Raw genomic sequence first — 25,873 nt, 5'->3', positions numbered from 1 at the left:
TGATGCCGTCTGAAACATCCGTTGTCTTGCCCGATTCGTTAGTTTCCGACCTGGTAAATAGAATTGGCAGTTTGACGGACGCGTTGCAGAAGGAAACTACGCTCCTCTACGAACGTCGTGATGAAATTCGCGACCATATGAAAAATGCGCCCGGAGCCTTGAAACTAGGCACTCTTCCCGGGCACTCGTTTCCGGTAACCGTTGAACCCGATTTGCCTATCCATGCCATTGACGGTGCGCATGTAGCAAAGGCAGACCGTGGGGCCGCTTATTCCCTGTCCTGTGTTGTTGGTCTATCTCCATCTGGGATCATCTCCCGCCAGAGGGCCTGCACCGCAGTAATGCCTCATTTCATGGGGCTATCATCGATCTCGGGCGGATTGATGACGATGCAGGAAATCATGATGGCAGTCGAATTGGCCGAAGGATCCCCATCCGCATTGGTGCTGATCGACGGTAGTCGCTTGTCAGCATTCATATCCATTAACCAATTCTACGAGGCAATCCTAAAAGATGGGTTGGATGCACTCCGAGAGTGGAGAAGACAAGCCGCCATGGGCGCTAATGAGGGCCCATCGGCAACCCTTGCTGAATTTGAGGCGCGCGACTGGCTGACTCCGTTCTTAACGCTGCCGAATATTATTGGCAACCTCAAGCTTGTCACTACAAAGGGTCTAATCAAGCGTTACGCACCAGATTTATTGCATCGGTTTGACGATCAAGCAGTGGCTAACACCGTGTTAGAGCTTGGTGAAGGAACTATGATTAGGTTCGATCATGCTGATCAAAATGGGCAGAAACTTCCGCCTCTACATATCACGAATGGAGAGCAGGCAGCTAAGGGTGAGGGCTACCCTTTCTCCGCGCAAGCAGCTAAGGCAGGGGAGTTGTTACATACCAAGGGACTTGCCCAGTTGGCACAGCTTTATGCGCGAATCAACCCAATGCATGGTGTCTACAAGATTGAATTCAACCATGGTTTCTTGGCGCAAACACTGTTTGGTGTAAGTGGGAAAGCGTTGCTTGCCAAGTTGATTGAATGGTGGGGCTGGAACACGGCCGCCGTTGATATCATGGAACCCTATCCAGCATTTGTCGCAGATCGTTTTGTTTCTGAGGCCGTTAAGGTTTCAGAGCTTGCTCTTCGCGATATTCTTGTGCGCAAGTCTGAGACCGACTTGTTGTGGAATCTTGGGCGCCCCTACCGTAGTTAAAGGAGAGAACTAATGGCCACTATCGTTGGAGCAACTGGATCACCTAACACCGTTAATGATGTCTCTTTCGACGTGCGAGCGGGGCATCTGAATACGGCACTGCTAGGAGCGCTGGTGGCTTTTGATGTGCGTGTGCGCATAGATGATGTGACAGAGGATCGCTATCTTGTCCTTGGCCAGGTGTCCTCCATCGAAACAATTAATCGCTGGCATGAGGAGGCGGCGCTTAAGAACTTCATCAAACTGCGAGGTCGTCTTCCTCACCTAACTGAGGTGGGTGATATCACCGAAGGAAAAATTCAAGTCATTGGCGCCTACCGAGTGACAGCAAATGGATATATGAAGGCACGTATTGCCGTTCCACCAGGAAGTGGCATTGACGTGGCCATGGTCGAGGCCCGGCAAGTTCTTGACCTCGTACAACATGAGCGTGGATATGCTTTTATTGGCAAGTTTTACGGATCTCGTGATGTACCGGCCCCCGCATATCTGAAACATTTTGGGGATGCAAAACAGGGGGGATCTGGCGAGGCGTACATGGGCGGGGTTTTTGGCCCATCTGGCTCTGGAAAAACGGTGATGGCTATGGCCATTACCTCTCTTTGGACAGCAGCTAGCCAAGATATGGGGTTCCTCCTGCTCGATCCACAGAGCGAGTTTGCAGAGAACAAGATTGGAGGGGGGACCGGCTTTAGTTTTGATCTGCATGGACTACTAAGGCATTTCAGTGGTGGACGTTTTGACCCTGCTAGAGATGTTGTGCGGCTAGATCAGATCCAGCTTGAGGGTGAAAATCTTTTTGCAAAAATGTTGGACTCCGCAGATAGTCAGAGCTTCTTCTACCGCCTGGGAGTCAAGAACAAGCGGGCCGATGCCATTGACGCAATGGAGAATCTGCTTGACGAGATGAGTGTGGTAACTGGTTGGTCGCTCACATTGAATTTCAGCCAAGCTATGGCTGTCACACACCCCAATGGTGATACTTTTGAGCAGGTATTGCTTCAGGTCATGGCCAATCTTTATGCTGGTCGAACGCGCCAAGACAAGCTCACTGAATTTACAACCAACTTCACCACGCGAAAGAGGCAGTTGGAATCGTGCTGGAATAAGGTTACATCGCTTTTTGCGGCCACCATGCCAAATGGTGGTGCAAAGGTGAAACTGTTGGATATCGTGCGTGGCCCGTTATCACGAGGGCAAATCAAGATTCTCGACTTGAACCCAAATCGGCTTGATCTGGATGAGGACTATAAGATTGTTTTGATGAATCTTGTGTTTAAGCGTATCAGTCAATACGCCCACATGCATTTTAAGTCCGGGAAGAATCTAGCCAACTGCATGATTGTGATCGATGAGGCTGGGCGTTTCATTCCACAAAGCCCAGAGGAGGATGAGGAAAAACGCCAGCTTGTAAAGGACTTGGTAGCCAAGGTCAAAATGCTACGCAAATACCAGGTAGGCTTTATGTTTATCACGCAGACTATCGCCGAAATTCAAAAGGAGATTTTCCGTAATCTGCATTATCGGGTTTATGGTGTTGGCCTTGGGGTCGGTGCTGACCGTGAACATATCGTGGCCAAGGAAGGCCAAGCAGCCTTTGACCTTTACCAGGCTTTGCCAGACCCTCGTCAGTCTGCTACGTATTCATACATGGTTGCCGGTATTCTCCCTGTCCTTGGTTCTTCTGGCCGCCCAATGTTCATAGAGGGGTATGGGTCGGACACAGATATTATCAGTGCCAATTCTGGCTTGAATGGCGGATCAGGTTCATCAGGGCAAGCAGGTTCGCCTCGAACCATTGCTTCAGACGCTAATACCCCACCGGAAGATGATTTTGACGTGCTTGACCTGGTGTGAGCTTGGATTTTCCTTCTGTCAGAGCTGTGCGATGAGCGCGGCTCATGATATCTGTGACGATCTACTAACCGAGGAGTAGTTAGGGCGATATGGTTACTGCGTACCCTTGGGAAATCAATCCTGAAGTGGAGGACGCGGCAGGGGACCATGTGCTCAATTCGTCGGAGCTGAGTGAGATGATTGACCCCGATGCCATCATCGGCCTGACATCCAAGCCGTACAATAACCCCCCTAGGGCAGAAATCGAAGTGGAAAACTGACCACTATGGCTACAATGGGGCGATACGTAGTCCTTACGGCGTGGCTGTTAGTATTGCCCTTATCTCCCCACGCTGCGCATGCAGCGCTGAGTGGATACGTCGTCGCCATCACTGACGGCGACACAATTCAATTGTTAGATGATCAGCATCGGCAACACAAAATCCGCATAGCCGGCATTGATGCCCCTGAGAAAGCACAGGCCTTTGGCTCGAAATCACAGACCAACTTGGGGCGGCTGGCCTTCCAGAAGCAGGCAGTCGCCGATTGTCCCAAGCGTGACCGCTATGACAGGTTGATTTGTAAGGTCGTCGTGGATGGCCGGGATATCGGCTTGCAACAGATTGCCGATGGGATGGCTTGGTGGTACCGGCGCTACTCTAGTGAGCAATCGTCGGAAGATCGACAGTTGTATGAGCAGGCAGAAGTGATGGCCAGGATGCGGAGAATTGGTCTTTGGATGGACTCGATTCCGCAGCCACCTTGGGAATGGCGTAAATCAAACTGATTGCTTTAGCTAAGAACTCAGAGCCCTCAGAGTATTTTCCGTCATCGAATCATTTGCATTCTTCTGGCAAGTCCATGAGCAGCAGCTCGCGCATGCTGACATAGTCCTCCTCGGGTGTATCGCCAGACAGGATGCGAATCTGATTCCAGCAAATGCCAAGAATTTCTGGAGTTAGGAATAGGCTCTGCGGCTCGCTTGCGCCCAACAGATGGCTCCAGAACATACGATCCAAGCGGATTACGCTGGGATTTCTAATGATCAGCCCAGATTGGGGAACGTACACAAACTCCATGTACATCATACATTTCACGCGGGCGGTCATGACTGGACCAAAGGCACGTGCTTTCGATCCCGTGGAGACGCTGTATATCGGAGCAAGCCAGTAGATCTCATCAAAGGCATTAAGGGCTTTCCCTTGCTGACCTACAGGCAAGGTCATGTGCTTCACACCGTCTGATTTGGCAAGAACAACGCAGGGTCGCTTCTTCGCCCTCGTAATGACTAATTCCTCGGTTTGGCCGAGGCACATGGCATAGATAGGAAGACGCTCGGGCTTGCCCCGAAAATCCGAACTGTCGTCAATGGCCCGTATGATGAGATCCGCGCGAGTGTGACTGTTTGGATCGGACCTTTGAGCATCGGCGATCATATGCTTGCGGTCAGTGTTGAGGACCGGAGTAAACACAATCTGTCCAACCTCCGGCTTTGGGCCAGGATTCCTGGATGTGTCGTAGTAGTCGAGTAGAGTCGAGATGTCGCTGACCGTTTTTTCATCTTGAGCCAACGCCTCACCCCTCTCCGAAAGTCAGTTCCGCGCTGTAATGGCCCTCGATCCGATCATCCTCGTTCCCTATAAAGGTCTCGGCAAAATATTGATCGCGGATGGGTGCGACAAACGTCGCGGGAAGCCCATGTTTGGTCTTGAGGTAGTTCTCTCCGATCTTTTTAGCCAATGCCTGAATCCGTGCTGCACGGCTAGTGTTTGAAATCGGAATTTTGATGGGCTTAATGTCGGTCTTGAAGTCGACCTTGCGTGCGGATTCGAAAGAAAGCTCTTGTCCAGGCCTCACGCCTTGCATTGGTTCTGTCTGGAAGTAAACCATATCAAGTAACGACGAGAGGTCGTTGGCAAAATCCCGGATGACTTTGGATAGCTTTAGTCGGACATCTCTAGGGAGTCCAAGACCCTCAAAGGTCTTTGCGGTAGACCATTCGCCAACCGTGTAGAGAGTGTAGTCCTTGCCTGTGCCACCCCCACCTGTGAATTCCTGGATTTTGGAGTGTTTGGCAAGTAGGTCAATCTCGTCAGCAAGGGCGCTAGCGAATGGGCCGAAATGAAGAAAACGCCAAGAGGTATTAGTCCAGGTTGTACCTTCGGTCTCTTCGGCCATAAACAAGTCCAAGAGATAGAGGTACTTGATTAGAGCCGTGCGCGTAATCTTGCCAACACCCGCCTCTTTGGCTTCCAGCAGGATTGAAAGAATTGCGTCGGAGCTGGGCGTGGTTATTGGCGCGGACATTCAGTCGGTACGGAGTGAGAGATATTCTTGAATGAAGAGCCTTCCTAAGGCTACAGGAAAACCAGTTGTAAGTTTACATTAAACGTATTTTGATAAGTGCCCCGCTTTATGTAGAGGCTGCGGTGCTTCAGCAAGTTGCGTCGCATATTCGAAAGGCAGTGGGGTCTTGCAGATGTGACGTGCATGGAAGTGCGCCGAGCATTAAGGCCAAAGGCCGGAATCTGGATAGCCTGTCATTTGAGGTCAGCGGTTGTTGTGATGAGCTGATTGATAAAGTAAGGTCACGCCTGAGTTGACTGGCAAACAACACTCCCTGCTCGCAATGGATGCGGGTCTTTAGAAGGCACCAGTTAGGTGCCTTCTTTTTTCGTGTGAGGATGTCCTGGCGCCCTGCACTCTGGCTAAGAGAGGCTGATTGCGACAGTCATTAACCGCTCTCCAAATCTCTCAGCCGTATCCTCCTTGTAGTGATTCACCCCTCGGTACTTGAGGTGGTGAAAGTTTTCATGGTCCTGCCTTGGCCATCCATTGGAGCGTGCCACAGTTCTCAAAAAAGCCCTGAGGTGTGAGTCTGGCAGGTCGACCGCGCGGCTTTTCATCACCAGCGTTGAGTAGCTTTCGGCCTTGTCCCTACGCTCGATCTCCAATAGGTAGAAGACTTGGCCAGGGGTTGTGACTTTGGCCACCATGATGCCTCGGGTGCGAGGTATATCCGAGTAGACCCGGTGCCAGGAACGCATTCGTTTCATCTCAGGCAGCAAGTAGAGTGTTTCGTCTGCGACGGACAGATGCTCGCTGCCCAGGGCCAGGGTCTCAACCGACGTGCCCGGCTGTGTCCGAATCCACCGCAGTGCTTCGATGAAAGGCATGAGTGTGACCAAGTATCGCTCTGACATATGCGTCGGGCTGGTCGAAGCGCTGGCGGGCCCAGTGCTGGATTCCCCGTATGTCCCTTCGCCCGTGCCATATTGGTCCACGAACGAGTCGCCGCCGCGGGTTACTTTTGCGGATTGATATTTCTGGACCTCGACTTCTTCTTTTACCAAGCGGTGATTCTGTAAATCGAACTGTTGCGCATAGATGTCGATGGTCTTGGTGCGAAGCTCCTTCTTGGGTTCTTCGTCCGATGCTAGTGTGGCAACGGGGTCCCCGTCAGCGCTCTGTGATGAGTCTTCGTTCGGCTTGTCGGCCCAAGCCGGCAGCAAGCCCGGGTCGTCACAGTTCGCCCCTTTCTTATTACGGTTGTCGCGATCAACCACGATGTTTCGGTAGGGCATCGGGTGGCTGCAATACTGGAGATGTAGCGCCAGAAATGCCCAGATTTTGCGCCCGGTCGATTCGGACTCGTGGAGCATGATCCTCTTGCCGAGTGCGCGGAGCCTGGTCTTGCCGTTGAAAGGAAAGCCGATATCGGGATGGATGGCGACCAGCTTGTGCTTGGGATGGTTGGCGGCGGCCATGGCTCGCTTGTTGCGGAACGAGCTGACTTCCTGGCGCATCTTGTCGCTGACAAACCATCTGGCGAGGAGATATGCCTCCTTGTCCATCATGTCCCGCCTGAGATGGATTCTCACGTCATTGCCGGCCAATTGAGCAGACTTCGACTGGTTGATGGCATGGCCGATGGCATCTTCCCAAACATAGAAGGCCAGTTTGCTGGAACAGGCATAGTAGAAGCGAAAGAGCTCGAAGCGCGGGATGATGAAATAGCTGAGATCCTGCCCATTGCCAGGGAATAGAGCGATAGGTGCGTCCTTGACCTTGGCGTAGTGTTTGCCGACTTTGTAATGCGACCGGGGGATGAGATCGAAGGTCTCTCCGTCGACTGCCAAGCCGTCACTGAAGACGTGGCGAAGCTCTTGGCTGGTATCGATTTCCAATGCGGCCAGTTTATGGCGGTCAGCCGGCACATGCGTATGGAATTGCCCGTCTTTCCAGATCGATCCTGCCATGAGTAGGGGGAGCTGCCCTATGCCAACAGCTGCCGATGCATGCTCCTGGGTCAGGCTGCCGTTCGATAGCGGGTCTGTGTAGCCAGTCTGCAGTTTGGTCAGCAGGACATCAATTGTCGGTTCGCTTTCGACATCGATGTTGGGCTGGATCTTGCCTAGCCAGTCGATGCGCCAATAAGCCCCATCCTGGGGGAATTCCTTGATCTTGTAGCCCGACATACCTTCCTTTTATTCGCATTTTTTGCAGGAAGGTAGCAGTTATTTATGTACGTTCGCAATTACCGATGGAATTTACACCGCCGCCGACCAGGGCCACGGCCGAGGCCGAGTGGTGCGGTGCCCGATAGGGCCGGCGGCGCCAGTGCTCGACCCGGAAGCCGCCGGTCAAGGATTGCACGGCCGCGGCCTCCAAGGCCTCCTGCTCGGTCATCGCCGGCAGGATGCCGGCCAGGCGCTGGGCCAGCATGGATTTGCCGGTGCCGGGTGGCCCGCTCATCAGGAGGGAATGGCCGCCGGCGGCGGCGACCTCCAGGGCCCGGCGCGGGCCGGCCTGGCCTTTGACGTCGGCGAGGTCGGGGTAATCCGCCGCGTTATGGCTGGGCGCCTCTGCCCCGGCCTGGGCCAGGGCCGTGCGCTCGGCCAAGTGGGCGCAGACCTCGAGCAGCGAGCGGGCGCTGAGAATCTCGGCGGCCTCGGCCAAGGCGGCTTCCCGGGCGCTGGACTCGGGCAGGATGAAGGCGCGGCCGGAGCCACTGGCAGCCAGCACCATGGCCAGCGCACCGCGCACCGGGCGCAATTCGCCGGTCAGCGCCAGTTCGCCGGCGAATTCGTAGTGGTCGAGCTTGTCGCTGGGAATCTGGCCCGAGGCCGCCAGCAGGCCGAGCGCGATCGGCAGATCGAAACGGCCGGATTCCTTGGGCAGGTCGGCCGGCGCCAGGTTGACCGTGATGCGCCGGGCGGGAAACTCGAAGCCGGATTGCAGGATGGCGGCGCGCACCCGGTCGCGCGCCTCCTTCACCTCGGTTTCGGGCAGGCCGACCAGGGTGAAGCTGGGCAGGCCGTTGGCCAGGTGCGCCTCGACCACGACCTGAGGCGCTGCCATGCCGCTGGCGGCCCGACTGTAGAGCACAGCCAAGCTCATATGATGTTGCTCCCTGTCAGTTTATTGTTCGGCCGCTTGTGGGCCGTCAGGCCGAGTGGGCTCGGCTTCTGTCGCTATCGTAAACCTTGGGCTTGGTCTGGCCAAGCCGACGTCAGCGCAGGCGGCGCAAGGCTTGCTGCGCCTGCTCCGGCAGACGCACGTCGCCGCAGCGCTCGCTTGCCGTCGCGCACAGACCCTGGTGCTGTGCGAGCTGGACAGCCAGTTGGTAGTAGCGCCGCGCGGCCAGCGGCTGGCCCAGGCCTTCGGCCGCAGCGCCGAGGTAATACCAGGCCAGATCCTCGGCCTGGCCGATGGCCAGCACGGCACGGGCCAGCTCTTCCCACTTGCGGCCCTGGTGTAGCCGGCTGAGTTCGGCCAGGCGGGCCTCGAACTGCTGGCGGCAGTCCTTGCAGTCCAGATAGGCCTCGCCCTGCTTGAAGCGCTCCCAAACCCCGGTTGTCGAAACCGGCTGGACAGCCTCATGGCGCTTGGCCAGGCGGGACTGCACCACTGGCGGCTTGGCCTGCGCGGCTTGGTAAAGCGGCTCCATCTGCGGCACCAGGGCCGCTAGTTCGTCCAGGCGCTTGGCCGGTGCGGGGTGGGTGGACAGCCAGTCGAAGCGGCCGCGGCTGCCATCGTTCTCGATCATCTTGCGCCAGAGCGTGGGCGCGGCCTTGGGGTCGAAGCCGGCGCGGGCGGCCAGTTCGATGCCGATACGGTCGGCCTCGGTCTCGGCCTCGCGGCTGTTGGGCAGCTGCCAGGCGAGCAGGGCGGCGAGCTGGCCGACCTGCTGGTTGCGCTGGCCGTTGTTGCCCGAGGCGGCACCGATCACGCCGACCAGGACGTCGCTGGCCAGGCCGACCGACATCTTCTCGGCGCCGTGGTTGGCCAGGGCGTGGGCGATCTCGTGGCCCATGACTTGAGCGAGTTCGTCGTCGCTGGCGTGCAGCTTGTCGATCAGGCCGGTGTAGATGGCCATGCGGCCGCCGGGCAGGCAGAAGGCGTTCACCGTCTTGGGCTCGTCGATCACCGCGACCTGCCAGTCCCAGCGCTCGGTCTCCGGCCGGTAGCGGATGGCCTGGGTAATCAGACGGTCGGTGATGCCGTTGATGCGCGCCTGGATCGCGGGGTCGTTGTTGAGTTTGCCTTTTTTCGCCCAGGGGGCGAGCTCGGCCCGGTAGGCCTGGCTCGATTGCGCGATGGCCTGCGATTCCGAGATCAGGATGAGCTGCGAGCGCCCGGTGATCGGGTTGCTCGTGCATCCGATCAGGGTGGCGGCGAGCAGGGCCGCGCTGAAGCTGCGCCTCATTACGCCGGGCGGTCTTGTTCCAGCTTGGCCAGGCGCTCTTCCAGGGCGGTCAGCTTCTCCCGGGTGCGGGCGAGCACCTGGGCCTGGACGTCGAATTCCTCGCGGGTGACCAGGTCGAGTTTGCCCAGCAGGCCGGTCAGCGTGGCCTTGAGATTCTTTTCGATGTCCTTGGCCGGACTGGCGGCGATGACTTCGGAGACCTTGGCGTTGATCTCGTCGAGCAGTTTGTTGGCGAGCATGGGGTGACCTCATGAATGAATGGCTCGCAGTTTAGCAAAGCGCTTCTAAGATGGCCGGCACCGCCGTGGTGCATGACGGGCCGTGGCTGCACCAGGCTTGGGCAAGATGGCGGCGCAATTTTGCCAATGCGCGTTATCTATATGTTTTATAAGCATTAAAACTTCTGGCACGGCAAATGCTAACGAGAGGTCGTGCGCTATTGCACTTCCATTTGCAACCGAGGAGTTTAGCGATGAAAAAACTGTATGCCTCTCTGGTCCTGGCGGGTCTGGTGACGGTACCGAGCCTGGCGGCCGCGGCCGACAGCCCCCACACCCTTACCGGTAACGTTTCCCTGACCAGCAACTATCTGTTCCGCGGCATCTCCCAAACCGGTGGCGACCCGGCCATCCAGGGTGGTCTGGACTACAGCCATAGCAGCGGTTTCTACCTGGGTACCTGGGCTTCCAACGTGGGCTGGATCGAAGACTATCAGGGCTACGATTCCGGCAACCTGGAGATCGACCTCTACGGTGGCTACCGTGGCAGCTTCGAGAAGGCCGGCATCAGCTATGACCTGGGCGTGATTGGTTACATCTATCCGGGCGACCGGAACAGCGCGATAGTTCCCGATGCCGACACCACCGAGGTCTATGCCGCCTTGGGTTGGAAGTGGTTCACCGTCAAGTACTCCTATGTCGTCAGCGACGGTGCCTTCGGTTTCGGCAAGCCGGCCGGCACCAAAGACGCGACCGGTTCCGATTATTGGGACCTCTCGGCCAGCCTGCCGATCGGCGAGACCGGCCTGACCGTTGGCGCGCACTGGGGCACGTTCAGCTTCGACAATTACAAGAACCAGGACTACGACGACTGGAAGGTCAGCTTGACCTATGACATGGGCAAGATGTCCAACGTGATGTCCGGCGTCACGGTCGGCGTGGCCTATTCGGACACCAATGCCAAAAAGGCAAACTGGACCGATGCCAACGGTGAATACCTGGGTGATGGTACCGCCTTCTTCTGGATTTCCAAGGCGCTTTGATCCACTGGTAGACCGGAGCTGCGCCATCACTCACCCCGGTCTTCCCCCCGTGCAAAGTTGGGAGACGACATGAAATTCGTTACCGCAATCATCAAACCCTTCAAGCTCGACGAGGTGCGCGAGGCCCTGTCCGCCATCGGCGTGACCGGGATCACCGTCACCGAGGTCAAGGGCTTCGGCCGGCAGAAGGGACATACCGAACTCTACCGCGGCGCCGAGTACGTGGTGGACTTTCTGCCCAAGGTGAAGATCGAGGTGGCCGTGAAGGCAGAGATGCTCGAGCAGGTCATCGAGGCGATCATGAAATCGGCCCAGACCGGCAAGATCGGCGACGGCAAGATCTTCGTCTACGACCTGGAACAGGTTGTCCGCATCCGCACCGGCGAGTCCGGCGACGCAGCCATTTAAGGAGACGACCATGCGACGTTTGCTAGCTGTACTGAGTCTGGTGGGCCTGCTCGGCCTGTCCGGCATGAGCTTCGCCGAAGAACCGATGCCGGCCCCGGCGCCGGTTGCCGCCGCCGAGGCTGCGCCTGCGCCCGACGCGGCTGCCCCTGCTCCGGCCCCGGCTGAGGCGGCTCCCGCCGCCGCGCCGACCCCGGACAAGGGCGACACCACCTGGATGCTGGTGTCCACCCTGCTGGTGATCCTGATGACCATCCCCGGCGTCGCCCTGTTCTATGGCGGTCTGGTGCGGTCGAAGAACATGCTGTCGGTGCTGACCCAGGTGTTCGCCATCTTCTGCCTGGTCGCCATCCTCTGGGTGGTGTACGGCTACAGTTTGGCGTTCACCGCCGGCGGCGATCTCACCAGCTTCATCGGCGGACTGTCCAAGGCCTTCCTGGCCGGGGTCGATCCCTCGGTGAACGTCGAGACCTTCAGCAAGGGCGTGGTCATTCCCGAGATGGTGTTCATGGTGTTCCAGCTCACCTTCGCCGCGATCACCGCCACCCTCATCGTCGGCGGCTTCGCCGAGCGCATCAAGTTCTCCGCGCTCCTGGTGTTCATCGTGCTCTGGTTCACCTTCGCCTATCTGCCGATGGCGCACATGGTCTGGTTCTGGGGCGGCCCGTCCGCCTACGGCGACCCGGCCGGCTTCCTGTTCGCCAAGGGCGCGCTCGACTTCGCCGGCGGCACCGTGGTCCACATCAACGCCGCCATGGCCGCGCTCATGGGCGCCATCGTGATCGGCAAGCGGGTCGGTTACGGCCGCGACCCCATGCCGCCGCACAACCTGATGGCGACCATGGTCGGCGCTTCGCTGCTGTGGGTGGGCTGGTTCGGCTTCAACGCCGGCTCCAACCTGGAAGCCACCGGCACCGCCGTGCTGGCCATGGTCAACACCGTGGTCGCCACCGCCGCTGCAGCCCTGTCCTGGATGGCGGCTGAATGGGCGATGAAGGGCAAGCCCTCCATGCTGGGTATCGCCTCCGGCGCGGTCGCCGGCTTGGTTGCGGTCACCCCGGCCGCCGGTTTCGCCGGTCCCTTCGGTGCCCTGGTCCTCGGCGCCATCGCCGGTGTCGCCTGCCTCTGGGGCGTGACCGGTCTGAAGCATGCCCTGGGCTATGACGACTCGCTCGACGTCTTCGGCGTCCATGGCATCGGCGGCATCATCGGCGCCATCGGCACCGGCATCGTGGTCAACCCGGCCCTGGGCGGCACCGGCGTGTTCGACTACGCCACCAACGCCGTGGCCGAGTACAACTTCGGCGCCCAGGTGACCAGTCAGCTCTGGGGCGTGGGTGTCTCCGTGATCTGGGTCGGCGTCGTCAGCTTCGTGCTGTTCAAGCTGATCGACATGACCATGGGCCTGCGCGTGAGCGAGGAAGAGGAACGCGAGGGCCTCGACACCGCCACCCACGGCGAGCGGGCCTACACCCTGTAACACGCTTCTACGACTCTCCTCCGCAAGGATTTGGGCGCCCTCGGGCGCCCTTTTTTCTGGGCGGCCCTAGAGCCTGTCTCATAAAATCCTGTGGAGCGCGTTGCCGTCAGAAACGGATGGATGCAAGGCGTGGTGCGCGGGCAATGGTTGTTCCATTGCCAAGCGCCGCAACGCAGCAGACGCCGTTTCTGACGGCAACCCTTCGGGATGGGGCGATTTTGCCACAGGCCTTTGTCGCGCACCGCTTGTTTGGAACGACCAAACCGCGCGTTGCGCTTCGCGGCCTGCGTCAAAATCGCCACCATCGCGCCCATAGGATTTTATGAGACAGGCTCTTATAGTGGCGGCAATTCATTTCCGAGCGGTCACGTGAAACTGCTGATCATCGCTGTCGGCGACAAGATGCCGGGCTGGGTCGAGACCGCCTGCGCCGAATACCTCAAACGCCTGCCGCGCGAGGCGCGCGTGGAGCTGATCGAGGTCAAGCCGGAGAAGCGCGGCGGCCAGTCGGTCGACCGGATCAAGGCGCTGGAGGCGGGGCGCATCCTGGAGAAGCTACCGAAGGGGGCGCGCCTGGTCGCTTTGGACGAACACGGCCAGATGCCCGACACCAAGGGCCTGGCCGGGCTCCTGCAGGGTTGGCTGGCCGAGGGGCGCGACATCGCCCTGGTCATCGGCGGCGCCGATGGCCTGGCGCCGGAGCTGCTGCAAAGGGCGGAGCTCAAGCTGGCGCTGTCGCGCCTGACCCTGCCGCACGGCATGGTCAGGGTGTTATTGAGCGAGCAGTTGTATCGGGCGCTGAGCCTGCTCCAGGGTCATCCCTATCATCGGGAGTGAGACAGTTGGCACGACGGCATAGACCCGACATGGGCACGCCCCTTGCCGGGCGCGAGGCATAAGCGATAATCGGGCCATGCAGAAGCGCATCTACCTCGCCTCGCAAAGCCCGCGCCGGCTGGAGCTGCTGCGCCAGATCGGCATCGATGCCATGGTGTTGCCCTTGCGCCACCAGGCCGGCCGCGCCGACGTCGACGAGACGCCGCTGCCGGGCGAGCGCCCGGTCGACTACGTGGTGCGGGTGGCCCGGCTCAAGGCCGAGGCCGGCATCCTCGCCGTCACCGGTCGCCGGCTGCCGGTCATGCCCATCCTCACTGCCGACACCACGGTCGCGGTGGACGGCATGGTCCTGGGCAAGCCGGCCACGCCGGAGCAGGCGGCCGAGTGGTTGCGCGACTATGCCGGCAAGACCCATCAGGTGCATTCCGGCGTCGCCATCGCCTGGGAGGGCCAGGTGCATGTCGCGCTGTCGAGCAGCAAGGTGCGCTTCCGCGCTCTGGACGAGGCCGAGATCGCGGCCTATGTCGAGAGCCGCGAACCGATGGACAAGGCCGGCGGCTATGGCATCCAGGGCCGGGCCGCGGTGTTCATCGAGCACATCGAAGGCAGTTATTCGGGCATCATGGGCCTGCCGTTGTTCGAGACGGCGGCGCTGCTCAAGGAGGTGGGCATCTCCGTCCTGTAGTGTCGATCCGCCAGCCGATGACGCGTCGGCTGGCGAATCCATATTGCGGTTCGGAACCATGAGCGAAGAAATTCTGATCAACATCACCCCGCAGGAGACGCGGGTGGCGGTGATTTACCTGGGTGCCGTCCAGGAATTGCACATCGAGCGCGAGGGCCAGCGCGGCCTGGTCGGCAACATCTACCTGGGCAAGGTCAGTCGGGTGCTGCCCGGCATGCAGTCGGCCTTCGTCGACATCGGCATGGACCGTGCCGCCTTTCTCCATGTCGCCGACATCTGGGATGCCCGCAACGGCGACGGCAATCCGCGGCCGATCGAGCGCATCCTGCACGAAGGCCAAAGCCTGATGGTGCAGGTGATCAAGGACCCGATCGGGGCCAAGGGCGCCCGGCTGTCGACCCAGATCAGCATGGCCGGCCGCTTCCTGGTCTACCTGCCGCAGGAGACCCGCATCGGCATCTCGCAGAAGATCGAGGACGAGGCCGAGCGCGAAGTGCTGCGCGACCGCCTGCAGCGGGTGCTGCCCCAGGACGAGCACGGCGGCTTCATCATCCGCACCATGGCCAACATGGCCGAGGACCAGGAACTGGCGGCCGACGTCGAATACCTGCACACCTTGTGGGACGCCATCCAGGCCCGGGCCGAGAACGTCCAGGCGCCGCTGCGGCTCTATCACGAGCTCGACCTCGCCCACCGCGTGCTGCGCGACATCGCCACCACCGAGACCACGCGCATCCTGGTCGATTCGCGCGAGACCTATCAGAAGCTGCAGGGCTTCGCCAGCGAGTTCGTCCGCAACGTCGCCGACAAGGTCTATCACTATGCAGCGGAGCGGCCGTTGTTCGACCTCTACGGCGTCGAGGAGGAGATCGAGCGGGCCCTGGCGAGAAGGGTCGACCTCAAGTCCGGCGGTTATCTCATCATCGACCAGACCGAGGCGCTGACCACCATCGACGTCAACACCGGCGGCTTCACCAGCGGCCGCACCTTCGACGAGACCATTTTCAAGACCAATCTGGAGGCGGCCCAGGCCGCCGCTCGGCAACTGCGCCTGCGCAACCTCGGCGGCATCATCATCCTCGACTTCATCGACATGGATAACGCCGAGCACAAGGAAGCGGTGCTCAACGAGCTGAACAAGGCCCTGGCCCGCGACCGCACTCGGATGACCATCAACGGCTTCACCTCGCTCGGGCTGGTCGAGATGACCCGCAAGCGCACGCGCGAGAGTCTGGCCAGGGTGCTGTGCGAGCCCTGCCCCACCTGCCAGGGCCGCGGCCAGATCAAGACCGCGCAGACCGTGTGCCATGAGATCCTGCGCGGCATCCTGCGTGAGGCCCGCCAGTTCGAGGCGCGCGAGTTCCGCATCATGGCGGCGCAGCCGGTGATCGACCTGTTCCTGGAAGAGGAGTCGCAGAGCCTGGCCCAGCTGTCCGACTTCATCGGCAAGCCGATCTCCATGCAGGTGGAGAGCCTGTTCAGTCAGGAGCAGTACGACATCATCCTGTTGTGAGGCGGGACTAGGTCGGGGGCAGTTCAAGCCGCGCCAGCACCGCCTCCGGCGTCAGCGCCACCCACAGCGTCTTCTGCCGGGATTTCTCGCCGCGCAGCAGCTTGACCTCGCGCGGGGCCAGGCCCAAGGCCTTGGCGATGAAGGCGAGCAGCGCGGCGTTGGCCGCGCCCTCCACCGGCGGCGCCTGGATTCTCACCTTGAGGGCCTCGCCGTGCAGGCCGGCGATGCCGCTCTTCGAGGCGCCGGGCTGGATGTGCAGGGCCAGCTCGCAGCCACCGTTGGCTGGCCGCAGCCAGGCAGGAATCAACATGTCGCGAAGCGACTCCGCGTCCCTCTCCCCCGCTGGCGGGGGAGAGCTAGGAGAGAGGGGGTCATGTCGCAAAGCGGCATGACCGTCACCAGATCAGGCCGAGGGCGTAACGCTCCAGGCCGGTTACCACGATCAGCAGCAACTGGATGACGATGAAGGCGGCGATCGGGCTGACGTCGATGTTGGCGATGGTCGGGATCACCCGTTGCAAGGGGGCGAGGATCGGCCGGGCCAGGGCGTAGAACACCGGGGCGATCGGCGAGTAGGGATTGACCCAGCTCAGGATAGCCGACAGGAAGACCAGGCCGAGCAGGATATAGAGCGCCAGGCTGAGCAGCATGGCCAGGCCATGCAGCAGGAAGCCCGGCGCCACCTGCCAGCCGGCCGCGGCGAAGGGATAGCTGTCCAGCCAATGCAGGCCGACGCTGAGCAGCAGCTCGGTGAGATAGCACAAGAGCAGGCTGGCCCAGTCGAGGCCGAACAGGCCGGGGATCACCCGGCGCAGCGGGCGCACGGCGAAATCGGTGACCTTGACGATGAACTGGGCGAAGGGGTTGTGGAAGGGCACCCGTGCCCACTGCATGTAGAAGCGCAGCCAGAAGGCCGAGGCGGCGAGGCCCAGCAGCACGCGCAGCAGGAATTGCAGGATGTCGACAATCATCATTGATCCTGCCCGAACAACTCGCCCATCTCATGGGCGCGCGCCGCGGCGGCCTGGGCCGCGCGCACGATGGCCTGGCGCACCGCGCCCTGATCCAGGGCCAAGAGGCCCTGTTCGGTGGTGCCGCCCTTGGAGGTGACCCGGGCGCGCAGTTCGGCCGGGCTCACCGTCTCGCTCATGGCCAGACGGGCGGCGCCGTTGAAGGTGTGCAGCACCAGGCGCCGGGCCGCCAGCGGGTTGAGGCCGAGCTCGACCGCCGCCTCTTCCAGGGCCTCGATGAAATAGAAGACATAGGCCGGGCCGCTGCCGGAGATGGCGGTGACCGCGTCGATCTGGGCCTCGGTGTCGACCCAGACCGCGGTGCCCACCGCCTCCATCACCTGCTGGGCGGCCGCGCGCTGGGCGCGGGTCACGTCGGGCAGGGCGTAGAGGCCGGCGATGCCGGCGCCGACCAGGGAGGGCGTGTTGGGCATGGCGCGGACCACGGCCGGGTGGCCGCCGAGCCAGCGGGAGATGTCCTTGGCCCGGATGCCGGCGGCGATCGACAGCATCAGCTGGGTCAGCCGGGGCGCCGGCAGGCCGCGCAGCACCTCGCGCATCTGCTGCGGCTTCACCGCGAGCACGATGACATCGGCGGCCTTGAGGTCGGCGATGCGCTCGCCGGCCGTGACGCCGAACTGCTGTTTGAGCCAGGCGCAGCGCTCGGGGCTGATCTCGGCCACCTCGATATCGCGGGCGGCGATGCCCTGTTTGACCATGCCGCCGATCAAGGCCGCGGCCATGTTGCCGCCGCCGATGAATGCGAGTTTCATGTCTTTCCTTCTGTTGTCTTCTTGGCGCGGGCACCGAAGATGGCGCTGCCCACGCGCACCAGGGTTGAGCCTTCCATGATAGCCGCCTCGAGGTCGTCGGACATGCCCATGGACAGGGTATCGAGCGCCAGGCCCTCGGCCCGGGCCCGGTCGAACAATTCGCGCAATTGCCGGAACTGCGCGCGCTGCTCGGCGACATCGGTCGTCGGCCGCGGAATCGCCATCAGGCCGCGCAGCCAGAGCCCGGGCAGGGCGGCGATCCGGTGGGCGAGGGCGATGGCCTCATCCGGCGCGACGCCGCCCTTGCTCGCCTCGTCGCCGATATTGACCTGCAGGCAGACGTTGAGCGGCGGTCGGCCGGCGGGTCGGGCGGCGGCCAGGCGCTCGGCGATCTTCAGGCGGTCGACGCTGTGCACCCAGTCGAATTGCTCGGCGATGGGCCGGGTCTTGTTGCTTTGGATCGGGCCGATGAAGTGCCATTCCAAGGCGGTGTGGGCACCCAGCGCGGCGCTGACTTCCGCGATCTTTGCCACCGCTTCCTGCACATAGGATTCGCCGAAGGCGGTCTGCCCTGCTTGATGGGCCTCGATCACCGCAGCGGCCGGGAAGGTCTTGCTCACGGCGAGCAGGCGCACGCTGTCGGGTGCGCGCTGCGCTGTCGCAACGGCCGCGGCAATGCGCTGGCGCACGTCTTGCATGGCCTTTGCAATTGCGCCCATAATGCTTCGCACCCTCTGGAAACCGCGATAAACAGGGAGATTGTAATGGATATCAGCGACCTGCTGACCTTCGTGGTCAAGAACAAGGCCTCCGACTTGCACCTGTCTTCTGGCCTGCCGCCGATGATCCGGGTGCACGGCGATATCCGCCGCATCAACCTGCCGGCCATGGACAACAACGAAGTCCGCGCCATGATCTATGACATCATGAACGACGGGCAGCGCAAGGCCTACGAAGAGCACCTGGAGACCGACTTCTCCTTCGAGCTGCCCAACGTCGCTCGCTTCCGGGTCAACGCCTTCAACCAGAACCGCGGCGCCGGCGCGGTGTTCCGGACCATTCCGTCCAAGGTGCTGACCCTGGAAGAACTCGGCGCGCCGGAGATCTTCAAGGACATCTCCAATCAGCCGCGCGGCATCGTGCTGGTGACCGGGCCGACCGGCTCGGGCAAGTCGACCACCCTGGCGGCGATGGTCGACTACATCAACGACAACATGTTCGGCCACATCCTCACCATCGAGGACCCGATCGAATTCGTCCACCAGAGCAAGAAGTGCCTGATCAACCAGCGCGAGGTCGGCCCGCACACCAAGGGCTTCGATGAGGCGCTGCGCTCGGCCCTGCGGGAAGACCCGGACGTGATCCTGGTCGGCGAGATGCGCGACCTGGAGACCATCCGTCTGGCGCTGACCGCGGCCGAGACCGGTCACCTGGTGTTCGGCACCCTGCACACCAGCTCGGCGGCCAAGACGGTGGACCGGATCGTCGACGTCTTCCCGGCGGCGGAGAAGGACATGGTCCGCGCCATGCTGTCGGAATCGCTCAAGGCGGTGATTTCGCAGAGCCTGCTCAAGAAGAAGGACGGCAGCGGCCGGGTGGCGGCGCACGAGATCATGATCGGCACCCCGGCCATCCGCAACCTGATCCGCGAGAACAAGATCGCCCAGATGTATTCCTCGATCCAGACCGGCCAGGCGGTCGGCATGCAGACCCTCGACCAGTGCCTGGTCGACCTGGTCAAGCGCAATCTGGTGGATTCGGAAGAGGCGCGGCCCTACGCGGTGAACAAGGACCTGATCCCCGCCCGCTGAACCGGGCCGGCCCGGCCGGCCCGCCGGGTTTCCCCTTTACAGCGCCTGGTCGAGATAGCCGCGCACGGCCTCGACCAGGTTCGCATCCAAGCCCTCGAAGAAGTGATTGGCGCCCGGCACCTGCCGCTGCACGGCACCGGCGCGGCCCTTGAGCATGGCCGCACGCCTGGGTGCATTCTCGACCACGGCCGGCAGGTCGTTCTGGCCGTACAGATCGAACACCGGCAGCTTCAGCTTGCCGTAGTCGTCCAGCGAGGAGTTGCCGATCGCCACCCAGGCGGCGATCGGGGCATCCGGCCGGGTGCTGAGATAGCGGTAGCTCATGCGGCAGCCCAGGCTGTGCGAGACCAGGGCGATCTTCCGGTAACCCTTTTGCTTTAAAAAGGCGGCGGCCTGGTCCAGGCGCTGGGCCGCCTCGTCGAACAGCGGCGGATAGGCATCATTCTTGGCGTCGGCCTGAAGGATGGGCATCTGCAGCGACAGGGTGGTGTAGCCCTGTTCGGCCAGCTGCTGGCGCAGGGGGCTGATCAGGCCGTGGTCGGGGTGGACACCGATGCCGTGGACGATGATCACTGCGGCCTTGGGGTTGCCCGCTTCGGCATAGAGGCCGAGGAATTTGTGCCGGTTGGGCCCTTCCAGCCAGACCGGGTCGCCGACCAGCACGGCGGGCAGGATCTCGTCGGCCCACTTCTTCTCGCGCGCGTAGTCGCTCTGGCCGGCGGCGGCAGGCAGGCCTAGGAACAGGGTGAACAGCAGGGTGATCAGACGCATGGCGGTTCTCCTCGTTGTCGGTTTTGCAAAATTCTGCGGGCCAGGTCAGAACAGGCTATAGGCCATCCGTACGGCCAGAAGGTAGAGCATGCCGGCGAAGATGCGCTTGAGCTTCGCCACCGGCAGGCGGTGGGTCAGGCGGGCGCCCCAGGGGGCGCTGAGCATGCTCATGGCGGCGATGGCGGCTAGTGCCGGCAGGTAGATGAAGCCCAGGCTCCATTCGGGCAGGCCATGGGCGGCCTGCCCCGACAGAGCGTAGCCGACGGCACCCGACACGGCGATGGGAAAGCCGATCGCGCTCGAGGTGCCGATGGCCTCCTGGAAGCGCACATTGCACCAGGTCATGAACGGCACCGACAGGGTGCCGCCGCCGATGCCGACCCAGCTCGAGACCATGCCGATCACCGCGCCGGCCAGGGTCATGCCGGGCCAGCCCGGCAGTTGCCGGTGGGCCTTGGGCTTGAAGCCGAACAGCATCTGCGTGGCGGCGTAGAACAGAAAGAGCGTGAAGAACACGCGCAGGCCGAAATCGGGCAGCCAGGCGGCGGCGAGGGCCCCGGCCAGGGTGCCCACGACGATGCCGGGCGTGATCCGGCGCACGATCTCCCAGCGCACCGCACCGTGGCCGTGGTGGGCCTTGAGGCTTGCGATCGAGGTGAGCACGATGGTGGCGAGCGAGGTGCCCAGCGCCAGGTGGATGTTGTAGGCGGCCGGGAAGCCCTGATGGGCGTAGACCCAGGACAGCACCGGCACCAGGACCAGGCCGCCGCCGACCCCGAGCAGGCCGGCGATGAAGCCGGCGATCAGGCCGATGCCGAGATAAAGGGCGAGGAAGCTCAAGCCTTCTCTCCCAAGGTTTTCAGTATGAAGCGCCACTCAGCCGGATCGACCGGTGTGATCGACAGCCGGTTGCCGCGGGCCAATATGCGCATATTGGCCAGCTCCGGATAGCCGCGAATCTCCGACAGCGGCAGCAGCCGGGTCTTCTTTTTGATCTTGACGTCGACGTTGAACCAGCGCGGCGAGTCGACCGTGGCCTTGGCATCGTAATACTTGGCCTTGGGGTCGAACTGGGTTGCGTCCGGGTAGGCCGGGGTGGCCACCTCGGCCAGGCCGGCGATGCCCGGCTCGGCGCAGGAGGAGTGGTAGAACAGCACGCCGTCGCCCACCCGCATCTGATCGCGCATGAAGTTGCGCGCCTGGTAGTTGCGCACGCCGAACCAGGGCACGCTGCCATCGCGGGCCAGGTCGTCGATGCTGTATTCGGAGGGTTCGGACTTCATCAGCCAATAACGCATAGCGGTTCCTATATTGAAATCGTGGGGGCTATAATTCCGAGTAATTTAGTCGGATATGAGGACCGGAGTCTAGCTATGGCCGAATCCAAGGTGGCGGAGTGGAATTTTGGCGCGCTTGTCAGCGCCGTGCAAAAAAATTGCCACATCTCCGATGCCCAGTTCGCCGGCGACCTCACCCTGTGCACCTTCCTGCTCAAGATGCGCGAGCTCTACCGCTGGGAGCACGACATCCCGCTGACGCAGGACATGCCCAAGGGCGAGGTGGGCGACTGGATGAACGCGCGCGGTCTGCTCTGGGACGACATCGAGACCGCATCTTTCGAGCCGCTGCCCCTGGCCGGCGGCATCGACCCGTTCGAGGTGCGGGCGGTCAACCGCGAGCTCACCCCGCGCGGCCTGGTCTATTCCGGCGGCTACGGCCGCCAGTGCAAGCCGCATTTCTTCCTCGGCCGGCTCGAGCGCCAGGAGCGGCGCGAGGGCTTCGACGTCTATGTCGCCGCCTGCGAATACGCGCGCGACCTCGACGCCCCGCCCGGCATGATGCTGGACGAGACCATCTTCGTCCGCACCGAGGCCCTGAAACGCTGGCTCTGGGAACGCTACGAGGAATGGCGCTGGAACAAGCGCAACGAGGCCATGGGCCGGGCCATCGGCTGCTATCCCTTCGAGCAGGACAGCGAGGCGGCGCTCGATGCCATGACCCGAACCGAGGTCGAGTCGGTGATCCTGCACGAGCTGGGCGAGGCCCGGGCCGACCACGCCCTGGGCCCGGAATGGCCGCTGTTGCTGGCCACGGTCATGCGCAGTCGCTCCGAGATCGTCGCCCGCGCCGTGCGCGACCTCTACGCCGATTGCCTGTCCACCCTGCCCGGCCTGATCGAGCGGGCCGAGCCGGCCGCCATCCATTTCTACTTCGCCAACCTGGTCGGCATGCGGCGCAAGCTGTTTCCCGAGTTGCCGGCGGCCTACCGGCAGTGGCTGGCGAACGGCGACCTGGCCCCGCTCAGGCAGGCCGCCCGGCTGGGGCTGGCGCGCTGGGGCGACATGGCACAGCAGATCTTGCAGTGGTATCGGGAACGGGGCGATGAGGTGGGGCCGGAGATCGAGGCGCGGCTGGCCCCGCGCGAGGCGCAATAGACCCTAGGAGCCTGTCGGACTTAACACCCCATGGGGGATTAAGTCCGACAGGCTCCTAGGAGAGCTCGATGTCGTGGGCGGTGAATTCGGCCTGCTTGAGCAGGGCCTCGATGTCCGCCCCGGCCTTGAGTTCCTGAATGGCGTAGTTGAGCCGCAGGGTCTGCGCGGTTGCGCCGCCTCCCTCGGTTGCGCCGCCTCCCTCGGCGGCCGGTTTGTCCGCCACCGCGTTGCGGATGAGCAGGGCATGTTCCACCGCCTCCTTGATGGTGTGGAACAAGATGTCCTTGATCTGCTCGACATGGCCCGTTGATTTGCCCGGCAGGCAGACGATGAAATCGGCCCCGGTGTGGCGGTAGATCCGGTCCTGGTCGGCCAGCGCGGCCTTGATCCGGCCCAGGCAGGTGCTGAGTACATGGTCGCCGGTTTCCCAGCCATGGCGCTGGTTGATCTCGTGCAGGTCGAACTGCAGGCGCAGGATGCTGCAGGGCTTGCCGCGCTCCTCCTGCTGCCGCGCGATTGCCTCCAGGTCCGGCCCCAGCTCGGTGCCGCAGAACACCCCGGTCAGGGCATCGATCTTGCGCAGGGTCTCGAACACCCGGCCGCGCATCGAGTGCAGTTCCTCGCGGAACTGTTGTGTCGCCCGCAGGAAGGGGTCGTACTCCTTGGGCGTGATCACCCAGTTGTTCTTGATGATGGTGCACAGGGCGCGCGCCTCGTCGTGCATGCCCTGGTGCAGGTTCTCGATGTTCTTGAAGATGGGCAGTTCCCGCAGCGCGGCGTTCTGGCTGCTGTAGAACCATTTGCCGAATTCACAATGGCGGTGGGCATCTTCGGCCAGGTCGGCAGGCGAGGGGGTCAACCGGCAGACCAGGGTGCGTTGAATCTGGTCACGCCAGTTTTCGTGGGCCTGCAGTTCCTTGTTCAAGGTCTCCGCAATCGCCTCGAGCTCCTGCACACGGACATTGATCATGTCTGTTCTCCTCGTTTATCAACCAGTTGTTTGCGGGCGTGGCGATCCGCCCGGCCGCTCAGGCCGACTTGATCAGCGTGCCCACCCCCTGGTCGGTCATGATCTCCAGCAGCAGGGCGTGCTCGACCCGGCCGTCGATGATGTGCACCGCCTTGACCCCGCTCCTGGCCGCGTCCAGCGCCGAGCCGATCTTGGGCAGCATGCCGCCCGAAAGGGTGCCGTCGGCCACCAGTTCGTCGATCTTTTTCGGGGTCAGGCCGGTCAGCAGCTTGCCATTCTTGTCCAGCACGCCCGGGGTGTTGGTCAGCAGCACCAGTTTTTCGGCCTTGAGCACCTCGGCCAGCTTGCCCGCCACCACGTCGGCATTGATGTTGTAGGTCTCACCCGCCTCGCCGACGCCGATGGGGGCGATGACCGGGATGAAGTCGCCGGAGTCGAGGAAGGCGATGAGCGAGGGATCGATGCCGATGATGTCGCCGACCTGGCCGATGTCGATCAGGTCGCCGGCCTTCTCCTTCGATGCCATCATCAACTTCCTGGCCCGGATGAAGCCGCCGTCCTTGCCGGTCAGGCCCACCGCCTTGCCGCCCGCCTGGTTGATCAGGTTGACGATCTCCTTGTTGACCTGGCCGCCGAGCACCATCTCCACCACTGCCATGGTCTCGGCGTCGGTCACCCGCATGCCCTGGACGAACTCGCCCTTCTTGCCCACCCGCTTGAGCATGTCCTCGATCTGCGGGCCGCCGCCGTGCACCACCACCGGGTTGAGTCCGACCAGCTTCAAGAGCACCACGTCCCGGGCGAAGGCAGCCTTGAGCACCGGGTCGGTCATGGCGTTGCCACCGTACTTGATGACAACGGTCTTGTCCCAGAAGCGCTGGATGTAGGGCAGGGCCTCGGCGATGATCTTGGCCTTGTCGGCGGGAGAGAGTTGGGAAACGGACATGTCGAGCTCCAATGAACATGGCCCTGATTTTACAAACAAAAAGGGCGGCCTGGGCCGCCCTTGGGCTTGCTTGTGCCGACTCAATCGATGGTCAGTCGCTTGGCCGCACCGGTCGTCTTCTTGGGCAGGGTGAGGTCGAGCACGCCATTCTCGAATTTCGCCTTGGCCGCGGCCTCGTCGATGTCGTGGCCCAGGGTGAAGCTGCGATATACCTTGCCGTAGTAGCGCTCGCTGTGGAGGACTTTTTCACCCTCCTTCTGCTCGGACTCGCGTTTGACCTCGGCGTTGATGGCCACGGTGTTGCCCTCGATGTTGACGTGGATGTCCTCCTTCTTCACGCCGGGCAGGTCGGCATGCACGGTGTATGACTTGTCGTCCTCCTTGACGTCGATCTTGACATGGCCCAGGGCCTGCACCTCGGACGGGTAATGCATGGGGCGGACGAAGAAACCGCGCATCAGGTCATCGAACAGGTCGTCGATGGCGAAGGGATCGCGTCGGACGATGTTGGCCATTTTGTTTACCTCCGTGAATCAAGGGTTGAAACCGGTCGGAAAGCCGACCTCCATGCCTTCAATATGGGTCAGGCCGGACCGGATTCAAGGGAGCCGGCCATCGATTTAATTGATTAATTTTCAAAGGAAAGCCCTCATCTGTCGCGCCCCTGTCAGGATCGGCTGCCAGTGCCGACTGATGGGAAATTTCGATCGAGGGGCGTGTAATGGCCGGACTGATTCATACAGTATTTCTTCTCGTCGCTGCGCTGGAGCGTTATGGCCAGCCTTTGGCCCTGCTCGGGCTGCGCCTGCTGCTGGCCTGGGAGTTCTGGCAGGCGGGCAGGGGCAAGCTGAGGGGCGAGAACTGGTTTGCCGACATCCAGGACGCCTTCCCCTTCCCGTTCAATCTCCTGCCGGCCGAATGGAGTTGGCAGCTCGCCACTTGGACCGAACTCATCGCCGCCGCACTGCTGGTGCTGGGCCTGGCTACACGCCTGGGCAGCCTGGCCCTTATCGTGCTGACCGGCGTGGCCTGGGCCAGCGTCCATGCCGGTCTGGGCTACAACGTCTGCGACAACGGCTGGAAGTTGCCGCTGATCTACCTCATCATGCTCCTGCCCCTGCTGTTCGGCGGCGCGGGCCGGCTCAGCCTCGACCACTGGCTCAGGACGCATCTGTCGTCATGCCGACAATGCTGAGCGGCGTGGGGACTCAACAGGC

The 25,873-nt window shown here is 61.9% G+C and carries 27 protein-coding genes and 1 pseudogene; 12 read left to right on the top strand and 16 right to left on the bottom strand.

Going from position 1 to position 25,873, the window contains the following annotated elements; genetic code table 11:
- The first annotated feature begins 2 nt into the window (after positions 1-2).
- The 3 genes from EL388_RS13125 (at position 3) to EL388_RS13115 (ending at position 3,837) form a co-directional block, all read left to right on the top strand.
- The gene (locus EL388_RS13125; protein ID WP_126463834.1) at positions 3-1,214 is read left to right on the top strand and encodes a hypothetical protein; all 1,212 of its coding nucleotides are present in this window, start codon (positions 3-5) and stop codon (positions 1,212-1,214) included.
- A gap of 12 nt (positions 1,215-1,226) precedes the next feature.
- On the top strand, positions 1,227-3,071 hold the full coding sequence (locus EL388_RS13120) for an ATP-binding protein (RefSeq protein WP_126463833.1): 1,845 nt from the start codon (positions 1,227-1,229) through the stop codon (positions 3,069-3,071).
- 313 nt (positions 3,072-3,384) lie between these two features.
- Positions 3,385-3,837 (top strand): thermonuclease family protein, encoded by a 453-nt coding sequence (locus EL388_RS13115; protein WP_232019135.1) that lies wholly within the window; start codon positions 3,385-3,387, stop codon positions 3,835-3,837.
- A 49-nt stretch (positions 3,838-3,886) separates the two neighbouring features.
- Here the strand turns inward: EL388_RS13115 and EL388_RS13110 are convergent, their stop codons facing one another.
- The 6 genes and pseudogenes from EL388_RS13110 to EL388_RS13085 form a co-directional block, all read right to left on the bottom strand.
- Positions 3,887-4,621 carry a hypothetical protein gene (locus EL388_RS13110; protein ID WP_126463832.1) on the bottom strand — a complete coding sequence of 245 codons (735 nt, stop codon included), beginning with the start codon at positions 4,619-4,621 and terminating at the stop codon, positions 3,887-3,889.
- 4 nt (positions 4,622-4,625) lie between these two features.
- The gene (locus EL388_RS13105) at positions 4,626-5,228 is read right to left on the bottom strand and encodes a hypothetical protein (protein WP_126463831.1); all 603 of its coding nucleotides are present in this window, start codon (positions 5,226-5,228) and stop codon (positions 4,626-4,628) included.
- A gap of 530 nt (positions 5,229-5,758) precedes the next feature.
- Entirely contained in the window at positions 5,759-7,528 is a 1,770-nt protein-coding gene (locus EL388_RS13100) for a Tn7-like element transposition protein TnsE (RefSeq protein WP_126463830.1), read from the bottom strand.
- A 76-nt stretch (positions 7,529-7,604) separates the two neighbouring features.
- Positions 7,605-8,450, bottom strand: a pseudogene (locus tag EL388_RS14375) (YifB family Mg chelatase-like AAA ATPase); the annotation flags it as partial.
- 112 nt (positions 8,451-8,562) lie between these two features.
- Positions 8,563-9,759, bottom strand: coding sequence for a M48 family metallopeptidase (locus tag EL388_RS13090; RefSeq protein WP_126463828.1), 1,197 nt, complete (start codon positions 9,757-9,759; stop codon positions 8,563-8,565).
- A complete protein-coding gene (locus EL388_RS13085; RefSeq protein WP_126463827.1) occupies positions 9,759-9,998 on the bottom strand; it encodes an accessory factor UbiK family protein in 240 nt (79 codons plus the stop codon). The genes EL388_RS13090 and EL388_RS13085 overlap by 1 nt, the downstream gene beginning before the upstream one ends.
- A 233-nt stretch (positions 9,999-10,231) precedes the next feature.
- Here EL388_RS13085 and EL388_RS13080 point away from each other — a divergent pair, with 233 nt between their 5' ends.
- The 6 genes from EL388_RS13080 (at position 10,232) to rng (ending at position 15,940) form a co-directional block, all read left to right on the top strand.
- Positions 10,232-11,020 carry a TorF family putative porin gene (locus EL388_RS13080; RefSeq protein WP_126463826.1) on the top strand — a complete coding sequence of 263 codons (789 nt, stop codon included), beginning with the start codon at positions 10,232-10,234 and terminating at the stop codon, positions 11,018-11,020.
- Between the two features lie 69 nt (positions 11,021-11,089).
- A complete protein-coding gene (gene glnK, locus EL388_RS13075; RefSeq protein ID WP_126463825.1) occupies positions 11,090-11,428 on the top strand; it encodes a P-II family nitrogen regulator in 339 nt (112 codons plus the stop codon).
- Positions 11,429-11,438: 10 nt separating this feature from the next.
- Positions 11,439-12,905: an ammonium transporter gene (locus EL388_RS13070; RefSeq protein ID WP_126463824.1), complete on the top strand. Its 1,467-nt coding sequence runs from the start codon at positions 11,439-11,441 to the stop codon at positions 12,903-12,905.
- 369 nt (positions 12,906-13,274) lie between these two features.
- Complete coding sequence (gene rlmH / locus EL388_RS13065; RefSeq protein ID WP_126463823.1) at positions 13,275-13,742, top strand: 23S rRNA (pseudouridine(1915)-N(3))-methyltransferase RlmH; 468 nt, start codon at positions 13,275-13,277, stop codon at positions 13,740-13,742.
- 76 nt (positions 13,743-13,818) lie between these two features.
- Positions 13,819-14,427 (top strand): Maf family protein, encoded by a 609-nt coding sequence (locus EL388_RS13060; RefSeq protein ID WP_126463822.1) that lies wholly within the window; start codon positions 13,819-13,821, stop codon positions 14,425-14,427.
- Positions 14,428-14,485: 58 nt separating this feature from the next.
- Positions 14,486-15,940 carry a ribonuclease G gene (rng, locus tag EL388_RS13055; RefSeq protein ID WP_126463821.1) on the top strand — a complete coding sequence of 485 codons (1,455 nt, stop codon included), beginning with the start codon at positions 14,486-14,488 and terminating at the stop codon, positions 15,938-15,940.
- 7 nt (positions 15,941-15,947) lie between these two features.
- Here the strand turns inward: rng and EL388_RS13050 are convergent, their stop codons facing one another.
- The 4 genes from EL388_RS13050 to EL388_RS13035 all read right to left on the bottom strand — a co-directional run bounded on the left by EL388_RS13050 (position 15,948) and on the right by EL388_RS13035 (position 18,442).
- The gene (locus tag EL388_RS13050) at positions 15,948-16,250 is read right to left on the bottom strand and encodes a DUF167 domain-containing protein (RefSeq protein ID WP_126463820.1); all 303 of its coding nucleotides are present in this window, start codon (positions 16,248-16,250) and stop codon (positions 15,948-15,950) included.
- 85 nt (positions 16,251-16,335) lie between these two features.
- Positions 16,336-16,911, bottom strand: coding sequence for a YggT family protein (locus EL388_RS13045; protein WP_126463819.1), 576 nt, complete (start codon positions 16,909-16,911; stop codon positions 16,336-16,338).
- Positions 16,911-17,723: a pyrroline-5-carboxylate reductase gene (gene proC / locus EL388_RS13040; protein ID WP_126463818.1), complete on the bottom strand. Its 813-nt coding sequence runs from the start codon at positions 17,721-17,723 to the stop codon at positions 16,911-16,913. Before proC ends, EL388_RS13045 begins: the two co-directional genes overlap by 1 nt.
- Entirely contained in the window at positions 17,720-18,442 is a 723-nt protein-coding gene (locus EL388_RS13035; RefSeq protein ID WP_126463817.1) for a YggS family pyridoxal phosphate-dependent enzyme, read from the bottom strand. The genes proC and EL388_RS13035 overlap by 4 nt, the downstream gene beginning before the upstream one ends.
- 45 nt (positions 18,443-18,487) lie before the next feature.
- Between EL388_RS13035 and EL388_RS13030 the strand changes: the two genes are divergently transcribed.
- Positions 18,488-19,534, top strand: a complete 1,047-nt coding sequence (locus EL388_RS13030) for a type IV pilus twitching motility protein PilT (protein ID WP_126463816.1) — start codon at positions 18,488-18,490, stop codon at positions 19,532-19,534.
- Between the two features lie 36 nt (positions 19,535-19,570).
- Here EL388_RS13030 and EL388_RS13025 read toward each other — a convergent pair whose 3' ends face one another.
- Genes EL388_RS13025 through EL388_RS13015 form a run of 3 tightly spaced genes read right to left on the bottom strand, consistent with a single transcriptional unit; the run spans position 19,571 to position 21,603 of the window.
- On the bottom strand, positions 19,571-20,305 hold the full coding sequence (locus EL388_RS13025; protein WP_126463815.1) for a DUF3530 family protein: 735 nt from the start codon (positions 20,303-20,305) through the stop codon (positions 19,571-19,573).
- Positions 20,306-20,350: 45 nt separating this feature from the next.
- On the bottom strand, positions 20,351-21,145 hold the full coding sequence (locus EL388_RS13020) for a sulfite exporter TauE/SafE family protein (RefSeq protein WP_126463814.1): 795 nt from the start codon (positions 21,143-21,145) through the stop codon (positions 20,351-20,353).
- Complete coding sequence (locus tag EL388_RS13015) at positions 21,142-21,603, bottom strand: EVE domain-containing protein (RefSeq protein ID WP_126463813.1); 462 nt, start codon at positions 21,601-21,603, stop codon at positions 21,142-21,144. The genes EL388_RS13020 and EL388_RS13015 overlap by 4 nt, the downstream gene beginning before the upstream one ends.
- A gap of 75 nt (positions 21,604-21,678) precedes the next feature.
- Here EL388_RS13015 and EL388_RS13010 point away from each other — a divergent pair, with 75 nt between their 5' ends.
- Positions 21,679-22,740 carry an Sfum_1244 family protein gene (locus EL388_RS13010; protein WP_126463812.1) on the top strand — a complete coding sequence of 354 codons (1,062 nt, stop codon included), beginning with the start codon at positions 21,679-21,681 and terminating at the stop codon, positions 22,738-22,740.
- A gap of 55 nt (positions 22,741-22,795) precedes the next feature.
- Here EL388_RS13010 and EL388_RS13005 read toward each other — a convergent pair whose 3' ends face one another.
- The 3 genes from EL388_RS13005 to EL388_RS12995 form a co-directional block, all read right to left on the bottom strand.
- Positions 22,796-23,710 carry a CZB domain-containing protein gene (locus EL388_RS13005; protein WP_126463811.1) on the bottom strand — a complete coding sequence of 305 codons (915 nt, stop codon included), beginning with the start codon at positions 23,708-23,710 and terminating at the stop codon, positions 22,796-22,798.
- 58 nt (positions 23,711-23,768) lie between these two features.
- A complete protein-coding gene (argB, locus tag EL388_RS13000) occupies positions 23,769-24,656 on the bottom strand; it encodes an acetylglutamate kinase (protein ID WP_126463810.1) in 888 nt (295 codons plus the stop codon).
- A gap of 80 nt (positions 24,657-24,736) precedes the next feature.
- Positions 24,737-25,171 (bottom strand): Hsp20/alpha crystallin family protein, encoded by a 435-nt coding sequence (locus tag EL388_RS12995; RefSeq protein WP_126463809.1) that lies wholly within the window; start codon positions 25,169-25,171, stop codon positions 24,737-24,739.
- A 206-nt stretch (positions 25,172-25,377) separates the two neighbouring features.
- On the opposite strand from EL388_RS12995, the gene EL388_RS12990 reads away from it, so the two are divergent.
- The gene (locus EL388_RS12990; protein ID WP_126463808.1) at positions 25,378-25,851 is read left to right on the top strand and encodes an HvfX family Cu-binding RiPP maturation protein; all 474 of its coding nucleotides are present in this window, start codon (positions 25,378-25,380) and stop codon (positions 25,849-25,851) included.
- The last annotated feature ends 22 nt before the right edge of the window (positions 25,852-25,873 follow it).

The sequence above is a fragment of the Sulfuritortus calidifontis genome (assembly GCF_003967275.1).
Classification (GTDB): domain Bacteria; phylum Pseudomonadota; class Gammaproteobacteria; order Burkholderiales; family Thiobacillaceae; genus Sulfuritortus; species Sulfuritortus calidifontis.
The sequence above is the reverse complement of the archived record's forward strand: the minus strand, read 5'-3'. Positions and strand labels throughout refer to the sequence as shown.